At 49.9% G+C, this 13,352-nt stretch carries 13 protein-coding genes and 1 pseudogene; 3 read left to right on the forward strand and 11 right to left on the reverse strand.

Annotated elements, in window-relative coordinates:
* Nucleotides 1-53: 53 nt before the first annotated feature.
* The gene (locus tag AO242_RS18605; RefSeq protein ID WP_099269888.1) at nucleotides 54-419 is read right to left on the reverse strand and encodes a hypothetical protein; all 366 of its coding nucleotides are present in this window, start codon (nucleotides 417-419) and stop codon (nucleotides 54-56) included.
* 210 nt (nucleotides 420-629) lie between these two features.
* On the opposite strand from AO242_RS18605, the gene AO242_RS18610 reads away from it, so the two are divergent.
* Nucleotides 630-872 carry a DUF4177 domain-containing protein gene (locus AO242_RS18610; protein WP_095092946.1) on the forward strand — a complete coding sequence of 81 codons (243 nt, stop codon included), beginning with the start codon at nucleotides 630-632 and terminating at the stop codon, nucleotides 870-872.
* Complete coding sequence (yidD, locus tag AO242_RS18615; RefSeq protein WP_099269889.1) at nucleotides 869-1,075, forward strand: membrane protein insertion efficiency factor YidD; 207 nt, start codon at nucleotides 869-871, stop codon at nucleotides 1,073-1,075. Before AO242_RS18610 ends, yidD begins: the two co-directional genes overlap by 4 nt.
* Before the next feature lie 392 nt (nucleotides 1,076-1,467).
* On the opposite strand, the gene AO242_RS18620 is transcribed toward yidD, so the two are convergent.
* From AO242_RS18620 to AO242_RS18635, 4 genes are all read right to left on the reverse strand, one after another.
* Nucleotides 1,468-3,666 carry a putative bifunctional diguanylate cyclase/phosphodiesterase gene (locus AO242_RS18620; RefSeq protein ID WP_099269890.1) on the reverse strand — a complete coding sequence of 733 codons (2,199 nt, stop codon included), beginning with the start codon at nucleotides 3,664-3,666 and terminating at the stop codon, nucleotides 1,468-1,470.
* Between the two features lie 457 nt (nucleotides 3,667-4,123).
* Nucleotides 4,124-4,606, reverse strand: coding sequence for a DUF3617 domain-containing protein (locus tag AO242_RS18625; RefSeq protein WP_099269891.1), 483 nt, complete (start codon nucleotides 4,604-4,606; stop codon nucleotides 4,124-4,126).
* Between the two features lie 258 nt (nucleotides 4,607-4,864).
* Entirely contained in the window at nucleotides 4,865-5,857 is a 993-nt protein-coding gene (locus AO242_RS18630) for a hypothetical protein (RefSeq protein ID WP_099269892.1), read from the reverse strand.
* Between the two features lie 158 nt (nucleotides 5,858-6,015).
* Nucleotides 6,016-6,312, reverse strand: a complete 297-nt coding sequence (locus AO242_RS18635; RefSeq protein WP_099269893.1) for a YciI family protein — start codon at nucleotides 6,310-6,312, stop codon at nucleotides 6,016-6,018.
* Nucleotides 6,313-6,719: 407 nt separating this feature from the next.
* On the opposite strand from AO242_RS18635, the gene AO242_RS18640 reads away from it, so the two are divergent.
* Entirely contained in the window at nucleotides 6,720-7,004 is a 285-nt protein-coding gene (locus AO242_RS18640) for a DUF6124 family protein (RefSeq protein ID WP_099269894.1), read from the forward strand.
* Between the two features lie 44 nt (nucleotides 7,005-7,048).
* Here the strand turns inward: AO242_RS18640 and AO242_RS30400 are convergent.
* The 6 genes and pseudogenes from AO242_RS30400 to AO242_RS18670 form a co-directional block, all read right to left on the reverse strand.
* Nucleotides 7,049-7,252 (reverse strand): annotated as a pseudogene (locus AO242_RS30400) (cation transporter); the annotation flags it as partial.
* A 715-nt stretch (nucleotides 7,253-7,967) separates the two neighbouring features.
* The gene (locus AO242_RS18650; RefSeq protein WP_099269895.1) at nucleotides 7,968-8,606 is read right to left on the reverse strand and encodes an SLATT domain-containing protein; all 639 of its coding nucleotides are present in this window, start codon (nucleotides 8,604-8,606) and stop codon (nucleotides 7,968-7,970) included.
* Nucleotides 8,607-8,818: 212 nt separating this feature from the next.
* The gene (locus AO242_RS18655; RefSeq protein WP_099269896.1) at nucleotides 8,819-10,255 is read right to left on the reverse strand and encodes an RNA-directed DNA polymerase; all 1,437 of its coding nucleotides are present in this window, start codon (nucleotides 10,253-10,255) and stop codon (nucleotides 8,819-8,821) included.
* A gap of 180 nt (nucleotides 10,256-10,435) precedes the next feature.
* Nucleotides 10,436-11,545 (reverse strand): XRE family transcriptional regulator, encoded by a 1,110-nt coding sequence (locus tag AO242_RS18660; RefSeq protein WP_099269897.1) that lies wholly within the window; start codon nucleotides 11,543-11,545, stop codon nucleotides 10,436-10,438.
* Nucleotides 11,546-11,555: 10 nt separating this feature from the next.
* Complete coding sequence (locus AO242_RS18665; RefSeq protein WP_099269898.1) at nucleotides 11,556-12,257, reverse strand: hypothetical protein; 702 nt, start codon at nucleotides 12,255-12,257, stop codon at nucleotides 11,556-11,558.
* A 514-nt stretch (nucleotides 12,258-12,771) separates the two neighbouring features.
* Complete coding sequence (locus AO242_RS18670) at nucleotides 12,772-13,254, reverse strand: hypothetical protein (RefSeq protein ID WP_099269899.1); 483 nt, start codon at nucleotides 13,252-13,254, stop codon at nucleotides 12,772-12,774.
* Nucleotides 13,255-13,352: the final 98 nt, after the last annotated feature.

Genomic DNA, 13,352 nt, shown 5'->3' on the forward strand with positions numbered 1-13,352 from the left:
CGAGACCTGGAGCGAGCGAGGTTGAAATCGGCCTCGCTCCCGTCCGCGAGCGCTCAAAAGGGTGCTGGCGGTAGGTAGTGTCCCCATGCGGAAATACGCTCAGCGGTGAGCAGCCCCAACATGATCAAGGTGAGAAAGGTCAGACAAAGGACTACAAGGGGCAATTTAGTGACTGCAAACCGGACACCACCCACTAGTCCAGGATATTGCTTCAGATACGCTTTGGCGACGCGCCGGTAAGAGACTCCAGACAAAAATCCCCACAGAAAAAATAGAGCTGTAACGATCATCGCGAAAGGGCGCGGGTCCTCGAATTGCAGGCAGGTAAGCCCTGCACTGATTCCAAACAACGCGCCAACGTCTTGGGAAGAGCGAAAATATCTCTCGGCAATGATTTCTTCGTCAGTTTTGAAAAGCATCGTCTCTCCTAAAATAAATCCGTTACGGTTAGATCTCTATTTTATCTGTGACACGCCACTGATCATCGCTTGGATTTAAATCTGCCAAGACGAGCAACTCTTCAAGAAAACCCATATTTCTGACGATGCTTTTCAACCGCCACAGGGCGGGCTATAAAGCAGCGGCGATTTGTGTTCAAGGGAATGCAAGCATTTGCAGGGTTATCACGGATGTATATCTACAAAATGGTTCAAGTGCCGCCGAACATTGAGGTTCGAGCAAAGGAACAGCGCGGCAATGAGGCAGCAGCCTACCTACAAAACGTAGTGAACTCTCACGCGGAGGATGGCTGGGAGTTTTATCGAATCGATACGATTGGTGTTTCGGTCAAGCCCGGTTGCTTCGATGCGTTGCTCGGCAAGAAAGACGTATTGAGCCACTACTACGTCATCTCGTTGCGCAAGCCCCGGTGATCAAGAGCTGCGCCCTTGCTGCAATTCGCTGGTATCAGCGAGTTGCACCGGCCCGATTGCGAGACGCATGCCGTTTCGAACCGACCTGCTCAAACTACGCAATTCAGACGATCGAGATGCATGGTGTTGTGAATGGCTGCCTTAAGGCAGCCGGACGCATTTGCAGGTGCCGGTATCCGAATGGTGGTCAGGATCTGCCGTGAACGTGCGCATGATTGGGAAAACACACCATCATTACTTTGCCCTCTTACGGACATAGTTTAGTCACCAACGCCCTCCGCAATGGCTGCGACCAATCGGGGATATGAACTGAGACAGGGTAGGGTTTGTACTACCGCCATCAATGACGCACGTACAACCGGGAACGCGACGGCTGCTTCTCTTCTTTGCTTTGCCTACCGTCCCCGATCGGTGCCCCCATACACGGCAACTGCTTGGAGAGTTTGTAGGAGCAGAGGGAAAATTGGGTCAGACCACCATTGTTTTAAATGTGGTCTGACCCCGATGTTATTTACCCCGATGTTATTCCCTGACTGTTTAACTTCAGTCCGAGGGCTGTCTGGGTTGAAAAGGGCCTGCTCAGGCGGGCGCTGGATTATTTATGATTTAACACGTCAGAGGATCGGTCAGGCATTGAGATATAACGCTCAGTGAAATCATGAGCCGTCATAGGGCGACCATACAGGTAGCCTTGCCCCTCTTCGCATAAATAATGCCGCATCAAACTTTCCTGTTCGCGGGTTTCTATGCCTTCGGCAGTGACTTGAAGATCAAAGCCGGCCGCCAGCCTGATAACGGCCTCGATGATTACTTCGTCTTTTTTGCTACGTTCGACGCCGCTTACAAACGATCGGTCAATCTTCAGGCGTGTGACCGGGTAGTCTTTCAGAAGGCTCAAAGACGCATAGCCTGTACCAAAATCATCGAACGCAATGCCTACACCCAATGAGCGAAGGTGGTGCAGGGGCTCCATAATTCGCTGTTCGTTTCGCAAAATTATATTTTCTGTAATCTCCAGTTCGAGTGCGCTCGCCGGTAAAGAAAAGTCGTTAAGTGCACTTTCGACCATTTCAGCAAAGTCGCGCGTACGAAACTGAGCGGCAAACAAATTAACGCCGATCCTAAAGCCATCTCTACCGGTCTTTCGCCAATGAGCTGCCTGTTCACAAGCTGAGCGCAATATCCATTCACCCACCGGTACCGCTAAAAGCCCTGCTTCTAGCACAGGTAAAAAAACCGCTGGGGACACGACGCCCAGTGTCGGATGGTTCCATCGGATAAGTGCTTCGGCCCCGGTAATAGCGCCATCTGCAAGCCGTACCTGAGGTTGGTAGTACAGCTCAAACTCTTTGTTCGCCCATGCCTGACGCATTGATGAGCTGAGAGCCCCTCTCTTTGAGGCCGTCTGTCGATGCTCGCTGGTGAACACGCGAACAAGGGATCGCCCGTCAGACTTGGCTTGATAGAGCGCCAAATCCGCGTTGCCAAGCATTTGCTCGCCATCGTAATCGGAGCCTGACCTCATGGACACACCGATGCTGGCTCCGATAAAAATAGAATTGTCCTCAAACTCTATAGGTTCTTCAATGACTGCGATGAGCGCCAAACCAAGCTCAATCGCTTTGGCCTGATCTGCTGTGTCTGATATGAAGACTACAAATTCGTCCCCACCCAGACGGGCGACCATATGACACGTCGGTACGCGTTCGCGAAGGCGATTTGACGTCACTCTGAGGACAAAATCACCCGCAGCGTGGCCGAGCGTGTCGTTAACATCCTTGAAGCCATCCAGGTCGATCAGAAGAATTGCAGCTGATATCTGTGCGTCACAAGCCTCCTTGATCCGATGCTTAAGTGTTGAGCGATTAGCGAGGCCTGTCAGATGATCGTATTCAGCCGCGTGCTTGAGTAGTTTGTCCGCCGCTACACGTTGGGTGACGTCACGAATGATCGCCCCAAATTGTGGCTCGCCTACATCAGTCCATTGTGAAAGCGAGAGCTCAACGGGTATTTTATGGCCGTCGCGATGTATGGCCGTCAGGTTTACGGATTTTCCGATAATACTGACTGGGCCGCCTGAGACGACCCTTGAGAAACCGGCATGATGCCTGGACCGCATCTCTTGCGGAATAATGATGTCGAGAGCCTTTCCTATGACGTCTTCAGACTTATGTCCGAAAATGAGCTCGGCTGAGTTATTCCACGAGGTGATTTGATTTTTGCTGTTTGAGCAAATAATGGCATCGGGTGAAGTCGACGTCATATTGATGAAACGGGTATGGCTATCCGCATTCTCGAGTTCGAGCCGACGCAACTCCATTTTTTCAATAACGATGACGGCCAAGTCCTGAAGAATAAGCTGGTCACGGTCTGAGAACATCTCTCGGGGCTTATTGTCGATCAGGCATAAGCTACCCAGCACATGACCGTTGGTTGTTATCAATGGCGCCCCCGCGTAGAAGCGAATATGAGGAGCGCCAACAACCAAAGCGTTTGAGCTAAATCTCGCATCCTGCGACGCATCAAGTACCAAAAAAACGTTACGGCCCATGAGCGCAAAATTACAAAATGAAACGTCACGACCCGTTTCGCACACATCGAGGCCAACACGTGCTTTGAAGAATTGTCGGTCGCGATGCACTAAAGAAATCAGAACAATGGGGACATCAAAAATCCGAGATGCCATTTGGACGATCTGATCATATTCGTGCTCAGGTGGCGTATCCATCAGCGCGAAAGCATTCAAAGCCTGAATGCGCTCTTCATCATTATCACTTACTGGGTAAGTAATCATTTGAGGTTCTCGCTAGAAGCTGACCGCACATGGAATGCGAAGCGATTGATAGGGATCGCTGCCACTTCAGCATTCATGAAAATAAACTGCAGAAGAATTTTCATATCATGAAAAAAAGGAAAATCTGTACATCTCATCACCTGTCAGCAGCTTATTGGCAGCTATGTCGAGCAGCTCATAAACTGTATCGTCAAAAAAACGGATATCTGTAGAAAAGCGAGCAGCATGCCAGGCATGAAGCGCAAACGCCTTGTGCGGGCTTTGTTTTTGGTGAGAGGGTTTCGCACTGGAGCCTATGCCGACATGGCAACAATCAGGATTCCCGGTGAGTATCCTTGGGAAGCGCGAATTCGCCGTAGCGCGTCGTTGATGGCGGACATTATCTCTATCGAGACACCGCGGGCTTGACTCATCCTGCCGGGCAGTATCCCGCGGCAGGTGCACTCGCTCTGATCGATCAGCGGTTGATGTACAGGCTGTTCATCTTCATGCCACCGCGCATTTTCTTGACGCCCGGCTCCATGTCGGCCGGACATGCGCCTTGAAAGCTGCCATTGACGATGGTGCGTTGCGTCTCGGTTTTTCCGTTCAGGTCGAACGAAGTGTCGGCCGTCAATATGTACGATTTCGTCAGATCGCCCTTGAACGAGGCGGCCAGCTTCGCGTCTGGGCAACTGGATATAAAGCTGTAGCCGTCGCCGTTTCCGCTTTTTGACTGGATCTTGCATTCCTGTTCGAAGTTGGCCCACAAGTCGTCGTCAATCAGACGGTCCTTTGCCTGGGCGACGCAAATTTCCCAGGAAAACGGCGAGGTGGCCGGTGTCACTTTCCACAAGCCTGAGGCGCGTTGCATACGCTGGGATGATTCATCGGCCGCCACAGGAATCGCGACCGCAAGCGCTATAGCGGGAATCGACAACAGTATGGCCGCGTACTTCATCATGAATCCTTTCTGTAAAACGCTAAATTTAGTACCGAAACCGAAGCGCGCTGCGCCAATCTTCTATGGCATGCGCTATTCAAGGTTCTCTAATACTTCACCCTATGGTCGGCTTTTGGCCGAAAGCGGTAATCGCAAAGCTCTTTCCGATGAGGCCGACGCGCAACAGGGGAATGATTCTGACCTATAGAAACAGCACAGCCAGCGAGTGACTTCGGCTGTAGGCCATTCATTACCTTGTGCATCTTCGGCTCTATTTCAGAGAGAATTGCTTCGAGTCAGACCGAGACTTAGCCCTTTGGGAAGATTCTCGATCGCAATAAGTGCGAGGTTGTCTGTGATGATCCGATCATCATTTAATACAACGAACGACGGTGCCCACAGAAGTGCTTCTTTATCGAACTCATAGACCATTTGCCGACTTATCTTTCCTTGAGATTTCAGCTTCGAAATTACCCGAGCAGCTTGAGCCGCTTCACCTGCCAACGTGTCCATGGCTTCGTGAAGCTTTTTCTCATCTTTACCTCTGAATAAAAATGAGACCTGACAGCCGTCCTGGTATGAATGGAAATCGAGAATAGGGTTACGTCTGTCGGGCATCCGACTAAGCAATTTTCGAAACCACGCATGTATTCCGGCATAGGAAGCCTTGCCCGCTTCTGCAGCTATCGCAGTCACAAAGGGATTCCAAACCAAGAGTACGTAGGGCAGGCCCACCCTAATCAGTTCTTGTAATGAATCTGCTGCGTTGTGCGACAGCTCAGAACGTTCGACTCTAACGGGTGAGTCATTCGTAATCTGATCTAACCAATCTTCATCCACCTCCCTTGCATCCGTCGCGATCTCGACCCACACATCATCCAACAGTCTTGGAAGCTGCTGGGGTGGCAACACGGCCGAGTCAACATCTATGCCCAAACCTAGGAAACTCAGTACGTCTCCTCCCGCGTAATATCCCAGGAGTGCGGCAACAAATTGTCGACCATCAGGGCTTTTGAACGATTCACTTTCCAATATCTGTCCCTTCGGACGTCCGGGATCGTGATTCTCAAGAAGAGTGAAAGGATTGCTGTTTATCTGAGCAACCAATCTGTCTGGATCGACAGCCACCAACAACTGGCCATCTGGGCCGCACGCATCCGTCCAGATCACTGCTCGCACAATTTCGCCAAATTTACACGCGTGGTGTCTCAGTTCAGCCTCTTCAGCCCATCTACCGGCGGCTGGCGTATCTTGAAGTAAATCAGACATAGATTCTCCACCCCCGCTGTAGCGTGTCAAAAGATACATCCTATCCTTAGCTTACGTCCGCGTCTGGCCGATAGCGGTGTCCATGGCTAACGGTTAGTCTCCAAAGCAGGCTAGCCCCCCCCCCCGCTCGTGCTCCATTCACGCCGTATATGAATTCTTTAAACCAAAGTTTTCAGGTGGGGAAATGCCTTCGACCAGTGAAGAATTCTAAAACTCTTACGCAGACCTTCGATCCAGAACGGGTCTGTATGAATCAAACGAGTTACTGTTTCTTTGCTTTCCGCCTCGACCAGCCACAATCCCCCTAAAGGATCTGAGGACGGATGCTCTCGGAGTGATCCACCTACTAAAATCAAATCTTCGTGGCGTTCTAACCATTGGATATGGTCGATGAGAGTTTTTTTCCGAATCTCCGATGCCTCAGGTTTATCCTCAAAAAATACGGCAAACAACATCTCATCTCCTTTTGAAATTAGTAGCGCCCTTGGCACATCACCCACTAGCAGAGTAGTCGACTTGCCTGCGTAAACGCACTCCACCTCCAAACTGATTTACGGAATCCCCCTACACCCTCCGTCCGCTTCAAATCCTTGTCGCTCCAGCCCCACAACCCTAGAGTCCACGCCGTCGCCGCAAACGTAGCGACCGGGCTTGGCCGCTCGACTAAACTCCAGGCGCACAGGCGCTCACCATTCGATCTCTGGGATGTATTCCGTCTGCGATATCGAGTTATGGCAGCTGTGCGTGGGACACCTTCGGGTGTGCCGGGTGCCTGGAGTTCCGGTCGGCCAACCCGCGTACAGTTGCCACCCTGATTTGCTTGGCCGCAAACGGTGGCAGCTTCTAACTCCAGGAGCAGTCAATGAAGCAACCGCATACCTCAAACAAAACCCTCGGCACCACCACCTTCTCCACCCGCGGCCCATCCCGTCAGCCGCTGTTCCGCATCAATCCCGACATCCCCATCGAATCTGCACTGGAGCACGCTTCCAGCTTATTGGCGTGTATCCATGAATTGAGCCTCGACGCGGCGTTGGGTGATGCGGGCAAGCAGAGTGTCTGGGCGGTTCATCATTTGAGTGATATGGCGAAGGCGATTCTGGAGGATGCGTTGTCAGCGGGCGCGGCAAAGAATCAGCTGAGTTGAACGGCCCTTGGCTAATGCCCCGGGCCGTTTTTGTCGGTCATGAATTACGCGCTGCGAAGCTCCACGGTCAGGTGCGTCACTTCGTGCACCGGCGCCAGGCGCTCGCGGATCATGTCGGCAGTTACGGACGCGTTGCCGACCACGCTGACAATGGCCGCACGGGCTTCGGGGCCGACCTGCCAGACGTGCAGGTCGGTGATTTTTGTATCACCCGACTGCTCGATTATTTCGCGGATTTCCTGAGCAAAACGCTCCACTGACTCGATAGCGATGGCCACCAAACCGAAGATAAGCGCCGACGCAAAGCTACCGAAGTCGACTACCTTACCGGTGCCTAAACTGTGTTGGCTGCTGACGGCGTGGAGTTTGGCATAGCTGTAGCAAGAGGCGGCGATACCGAGGAGTCCGGCGTGGCCATATGAAAACCGTTCGCCAACAGAGCCATCGAGTCCCGCGATGGGAAAAATCGGGGCAGACCGCCATTGTTTTAAATGTGGTCTGACCCCGACTTTACAAACGAAAAAGAACACATTGAGTGGAATCAAATCAAAAAGTTGCGATTAGCATGCTATGGAGGCATATGTACTATACAAAAGTACTCCTGAGAACATTGTTGACGGCGAAAACATGGACATCACACCAGTAGTAGATCGACACTATTAAATCCCAGCAGGGTGAGCGAAGAGCATAACCATTGGCAATCCTAGACCTTTCTAGAAGCCTATCGAAAATCTATAATTTCCGCCCCGGGGAGGCAACTAGTTTACCTAAGGAAGTCTATGCTGGCCGAACCAAGTAACAAGTGATTAGTCAGGATCAATAAATAGTCGTTGGTCACAACAATCATCAACGCCCCAAGGTACCCGGTAAAGCCAGCGGTTTCTGGCCGATAACGGCATATCCGCTCAGCGAAAAGCGACTGACAATGCCTAGGTCAACCTACTCAACAATGACTCACGCCGGCTAGACAATTGTGATTTTGGTCACTACAGGAACCATTGCCGCAACAGCGATCGCCCAAAAGATCAAGTAATACCATATGCTGGAGAGAAACCATAAAAAGGAAACCCATTGCGCCTCAAGCCAACTTATCTGCTTTTTGGAAAACTCTGGAGACCCTCGATGTTGAGCAACAAAAAATCTGTCATCAAGTGAGGAGTGATTTATATCGCAACGACCCTGAATCTCTTCATACATTTCAAGGGTTTTCGTAGCAGCATCCCAATTTTGAGCAGCTCCGGCGTTAGACTTAGCAATATCTAAAAATATCGTCCGTTGCAGGCCATTCAGCTCCTCCGCATTTTTATATAAGGCGTCAGCGTTTGATCCATTCCTCGAGCCCCACTCCATCAAAGATATAACAATAATGAAGATACCCGCTAAAACCGAGACAACAGTGGCATAGTCATCTAAACCTGGTATCGCAATAAACTTCGAGGAAAAAATTTTCTGAATTACAGCCAACGCTATTGTTTGGACTGAAAAGAAAGCCAAACTAATGGTAGAAAATAACTCTTTACGTTTAAGCCTTCGAGCTGCGTTGTATCGAGCGCTGGACGTACGCCAAATCGTGGTTCTTAGGGACGTAATATAATCCGTCATGGTTACTCCTTGGGGCTGGGTGGCGCCTGAATTATCAGTCAGATCCTCTTCCCAAGCACCTAGTGTTAGGCCCGGAGAAGGTTTAACACAGTGGTGTTACGCTCAAGTCGCTGAGCCCGGAGCACTTCCGCTTTGGTTTAAGCCAAAGGTACCGCTGTCGACATTACTGCCGTCATCGGTAGGCGCCACCCGAGCGAGACTATACCAGAGAATCAATAAATTTCTCCCTCGTCCGCATACATTTTTGCCAAAATAAATTTTACGTAGGATTCATATCGCTCATTGATCTGGGCGTCAGTAAGCGCTACGTCCGGGTCAACCCGACCCCGAGCATCCAAGAATCTTAGCTTTTGGGCTACAGAAATGTTCAGATCGTAATCGCGGATATAGCCACCCCTCACATTAAATTTAAGTTCGTGATGTGCGCGCACTAATTTTTTTAAAGAAGGGGCCCCTTCCGTTATGAGTAAAGGCACTCGCGACACCATTCGTGCCACCGCGAAATCCATCTGATGAAGCAGCTTTTCATCCGTGATCTGGTTGAAATAGGCCATCCAACCATAGCGTTTATTACCACTGATAGCGCCTGTGATTTTCTCATTCAACTCGAGATAAAAAATGTCGATTAGCCGCTCTTGATTCAGGTATTTATGCTTCTCCAATCTTTTGGAAAAGTTGTGCTTAAAATCGCTCACCTTTGCAGCAACGGCCTGTAGAAACTTTTCGAAAGTTTCATTACGTACAGTTATATGCGGCAATAAAAAATCATATCCTAGATAGGAGAAGCGTTCGCTAATTGGCCCGAGATGCGTTTTGGAAGAGTTACGGCCATGCAATGTCAATCCGCGCCTGGCAAGCCGTCTACGCACCGAATCATAAGCCTTGGCCACTATTAAATCACTTCCGTACATCAACACGTCATCGACATAACGATAATAAGTAAGTCCGGGAATGGAACTCATGTGCCTGTCTACATCAGCCATGTAAATCGCAGCCAAAATATTAGAAATCGCGAGCCCTTGTGGAACGCCATACTCTTGCCTGTATGACGAATAGAAATTGCGTCGGCAGTTTTGGGGGACCGTAGGAGTCTGTAACGCATGGGCTATGAGAGAGAGCACCTCCGCACATTTTATTTTCTTGCTCAGAAGCTTTAGCAGTCTATCTTGCTGAATTGAATCATAGAATTTTTCTATATCGGTACAACATATCCATGTATTGCTCCCCTGTAAGTCAACCATATCCTCTGCGACTGATCGAACATAAGTACTAGCAACGTTCTTAGGTACGTTGTCGGGGAAAAGCAAAGCTAGGTATCTATGAACCTGGTGTAACACCACGCGATCCCTTACAGTCGGAATCCCTATAATTCTCGGGGCTTTACCGCGACCTTTTAGCTTCAGCTTTTCTAAAAAGGGGGTGAAACGAAATGTTCCACTTAGGCACTTATCAGACACAACTTGGAGCGCGCCCTCAGAACGCGCTGAATACTGAAATCCATTAATACGATCCAGCCCTTTAGCTAAGGAACTCTTGAACCTTTCCCTATAGGCAAATATCAAAGAGTTGGCCGAAAACATTCTTCGAAAAAGCTCATCATCCCCAATAAAACCTGCAGCGTAAAGAATTGCATCAGTATCCTGGCTCATCCCTTGTCCTTGATTAAATAGCTATCTAATCCATCGTAAACATAAAAAATTCAAGCCTTCAATCTTAGTCGTGTCACCAAAGGAAATACGCTACGCACACCCCCCGCTCAGACCATGGTACCTATTCAGATCTAACGGCCGGAATTACTCCAAACTTAAACAATCTTCAGTAGCGAGCATTCAAACAAGCCTTAACTTGGCGAGGTCCTTCTTAATTATATAACCGCCAGTTAAACCCCCGGAGACCACTGACAATTTTGTCAATTGGAAAGTTAGGGCATTAACTTCATCCACACTTAGACTCAAGCTTTCCGCAATTTCACGACGGCCTTGCTTTCGGCTATGCAGAACGTCTAAAACCTTAGTAAGCAGTTGCGATGTCTCTCGCTCCATGGGCTCTGGCTCATTAGTCCTATATCCACGTTTAGCAATATCTATGCACAGGCTGCGATAGTTCCACTCACTAATCAAGTCTAATGAGTTAAAACGGTAAGCCATAGCTGCAAGCGACACGCCAAAATAATGTTTGAGCTTCATCAAATGTTTAATAGTATAAGTGGGTGGCTGATTAGCAGCTACACTTTCCCTAGGCATTAGAAACGCTGAGGCAAATGCATCAGCCTGTCGCTCCATTTCAGGCCCGTGTGCCTTGCCGTGCTGCATGGTGTAAACGTCACGCACTAAATGGCCTAACTCATGCGCCGCGTCAAAGCGGCTTCTCTCTGCGGACTTGATAGTGTTAAGGAAAACGAATGGTTTACCCTCATACCAAGTACAGAATGCATCCACCTCTCGTGTTTCCTCGGCAAGAGAAAAAACACGAATGCCTTTCGCCTCAAGCAAGTGGATCATATTGGGTATCGGTGCATTACCCAGCCCCCAAACCCGGCGGAGCGTGGCAGCGGCCTCTTCAGGCCCAAGATCGCTTAGGTCAGGCAACTGCGCAGAGGGAAGACTGAACCTTTCCTCTATCCAGTGATTGACTCTGAACGCGATGGCACCAGCCGCAAATGTGCACGCTTTCAGAGCGTCAGTCATTTTCGAGAGCTTACGAAAGCTTACTGAATCCTCCCTCAGCTCTGGCATGTCTTCATCGATGTAAAAAAACTGAGGAGGGAAGTTCAACAGTCTTGCGATTTTTTCCAAGGTTGCTGGATCAGGATAAGATGCCCCAGTTTCGTAATTCTGCAGACTACGACTAGTGACATCGAGCGCCTTTGCCAACTGAGCTTTGGTAAAGCGTCTTCTCACCCTAGCAAATGTTATTTGCTTAGGATTTATTTCAGGCATAGCAATTTACTCAAAATATACCTACTTTAGGCTCTACTTCCACCGAAATCTGAGAGTTGGATTCATCTTTGCGGATGGTGAAATCATCTGGATTGTTGGAAATGCTTCCCAAGAGTATCCGGACACCCCAGTTGGTAATTTTTTTATTACGGAACCCGGTCGGAAGGGATAATTCATAACGAACTTCTTTTAAAGCCTTGTCGTAGTGATAAAGCAGTGCCCAGACTTGGGTTTCTCTCTGGTGCTCCTTAGCGAACTGGAACGAGACACTATTGAAAAGCTCTAATTGCCGATTATTTGTTTGGACAAAACCCTCCGCCACCGCTCCTTTCTCTGCCTGATTCGTGGGGTCATCAACTCCATCTCTGCCGGTCTCGCTGTTACCAGTCATAACAACAATGGAAACGCTGCGATCGGGTGAACTGATGAACGGGCAGTTCTGCTGTTCATGAATATGCCAGTGCGCTGTTGCCAATAAAGTGCGCAGATCCTCAACAGTTTTCAACCATTGCTGCACCCCAGCAGCAGTCGGCGCCGACGCACGACTGGTCTCGTTACGTCCTCGAAGACCACCCGTGATGATTTCACGGAGAATGACTGCGCGTAGGTCAGGATGCAGCTCACGCAAACGTGCTTCCACGTCTGCGGCGTCAAGAATAACCGTAGCTCTCCGGATGAGAGCGTTTGAGGGTGTCAGTTCAAATGTGCCCATCGTCGCTCCTCATCTTTTTCCGAAATTCAGACCTCATGTTGAGGTATGGAAAGCAGAAACACAAGCGACCTATGCTAAGGCACTGCTAACATGGCGTAGGTCATCCCGAACAGGGCCAAAAAACGGTAGCTAATCCGATCGCTGCCTGGTGCCAACTGAAAGGAAATGCCACAAATTTGCCACTTTGCCCCCCGCTGGTAGGGGCGAAAAACAGCTAACCTCAGCTAACCCAACCCGTTGATTTCCCAGCTAATCCCCGCTAATGTATTGATTCTAAACGTCGACTTTTAGGACTCCGGAGGCAGGGGTCGTGGGTTCGAATCCCGCCTAGGCACCATATTTGATTTCAGGGCTGATTGATGGCCTAAGATCGCTCAAAGCCCGCCTTGTGCGGGCTTTGTTGTTTTTGATGGAAAGTTTCGCCGAGGCTTGTGCCGAAATCGCACCAATCAGCAATCGCCTTGACTCGTCCTACCAATCAGTGCCCCACGGCCAATGCACTATCTCTGACCGCTCAGCGGTTGATGTACAGGCTTTTCATCTTCATGCCACCGCGCATTTTCTTGACGCCCGGCTCCATGTCGGCCGGGCATGCGCCTTGAAAGCTGCCATTGACGATGGTGCGTTGCGTCTCGGTTTTTCCGTTCAATTCGAACGAAGTGTCGGCCGTCAATATGTACGATTTCGTCAGATCGCCCTTGAACGAGGCGGCCAGCTTCGCGTCTGGGCAGCTTGATATAAAGCTGTAGCCGTCGCCGTTACCGCTTTTTGACTCGATCTTGCATTCCTGTTCGAAGTTGGCCCACAAGTCGTCGTCAATCAGACGGTCCTTTGACTGGTCGACGCAAATTTCCCAGGAAAACGGCGAGGTGGCCGGTGTCACTTTCCACAAGCCTGAGGTGCGTTGCATACGCTGGGATGATTCATCGGCCGCCACAGGAATCGCGATCGCAAGCGCTATAGCTGGAATCGACAACAGTATGGCCGCGTACTTCATTACGTATCCCTTCTGTAAAACAATAAATTTAACACTGAAATAGAAGCGCGCTGCGCCATTCGTTTATGGCATGCGCTATTCAAGGCTCTCTAATACTT

The sequence above is a fragment of the Pseudomonas sp. ICMP 561 genome, assembly GCF_002699985.1.
GTDB classification, from domain to species: Bacteria; Pseudomonadota; Gammaproteobacteria; order Pseudomonadales; family Pseudomonadaceae; genus Aquipseudomonas; species Aquipseudomonas quasicaspiana.

Bases quoted from the DNA above. Each gene is read 5' to 3' on its own strand.
- AO242_RS18620 (WP_099269890.1), bottom strand. From the start codon at position 3,666: ATGATTACTTACCCAGTAAGTGATAATGATGAAGAGCGCATTCAGGCT.
- AO242_RS18655 (WP_099269896.1), bottom strand. From the start codon at position 10,255: ATGAGCCAGGATACTGATGCAATTCTTTACGCTGCAGGTTTTATTGGG.
- AO242_RS18665 (WP_099269898.1), bottom strand. From the start codon at position 12,257: ATGGGCACATTTGAACTGACACCCTCAAACGCTCTCATCCGGAGAGCT.
- AO242_RS18650 (WP_099269895.1), bottom strand. From the start codon at position 8,606: ATGACGGATTATATTACGTCCCTAAGAACCACGATTTGGCGTACGTCC.
- AO242_RS18670 (WP_099269899.1), bottom strand. From the start codon at position 13,254: ATGAAGTACGCGGCCATACTGTTGTCGATTCCAGCTATAGCGCTTGCG.
- AO242_RS18640 (WP_099269894.1), top strand. From the start codon at position 6,720: ATGAAGCAACCGCATACCTCAAACAAAACCCTCGGCACCACCACCTTC.
- AO242_RS18605 (WP_099269888.1), bottom strand. From the start codon at position 419: ATGCTTTTCAAAACTGACGAAGAAATCATTGCCGAGAGATATTTTCGC.
- AO242_RS18625 (WP_099269891.1), bottom strand. From the start codon at position 4,606: ATGAAGTACGCGGCCATACTGTTGTCGATTCCCGCTATAGCGCTTGCG.
- AO242_RS18660 (WP_099269897.1), bottom strand. From the start codon at position 11,545: ATGCCTGAAATAAATCCTAAGCAAATAACATTTGCTAGGGTGAGAAGA.
- AO242_RS18635 (WP_099269893.1), bottom strand. From the start codon at position 6,312: ATGTTGTTTGCCGTATTTTTTGAGGATAAACCTGAGGCATCGGAGATT.
- AO242_RS18610 (WP_095092946.1), top strand. From the start codon at position 630: ATGTATATCTACAAAATGGTTCAAGTGCCGCCGAACATTGAGGTTCGA.
- AO242_RS18630 (WP_099269892.1), bottom strand. From the start codon at position 5,857: ATGTCTGATTTACTTCAAGATACGCCAGCCGCCGGTAGATGGGCTGAA.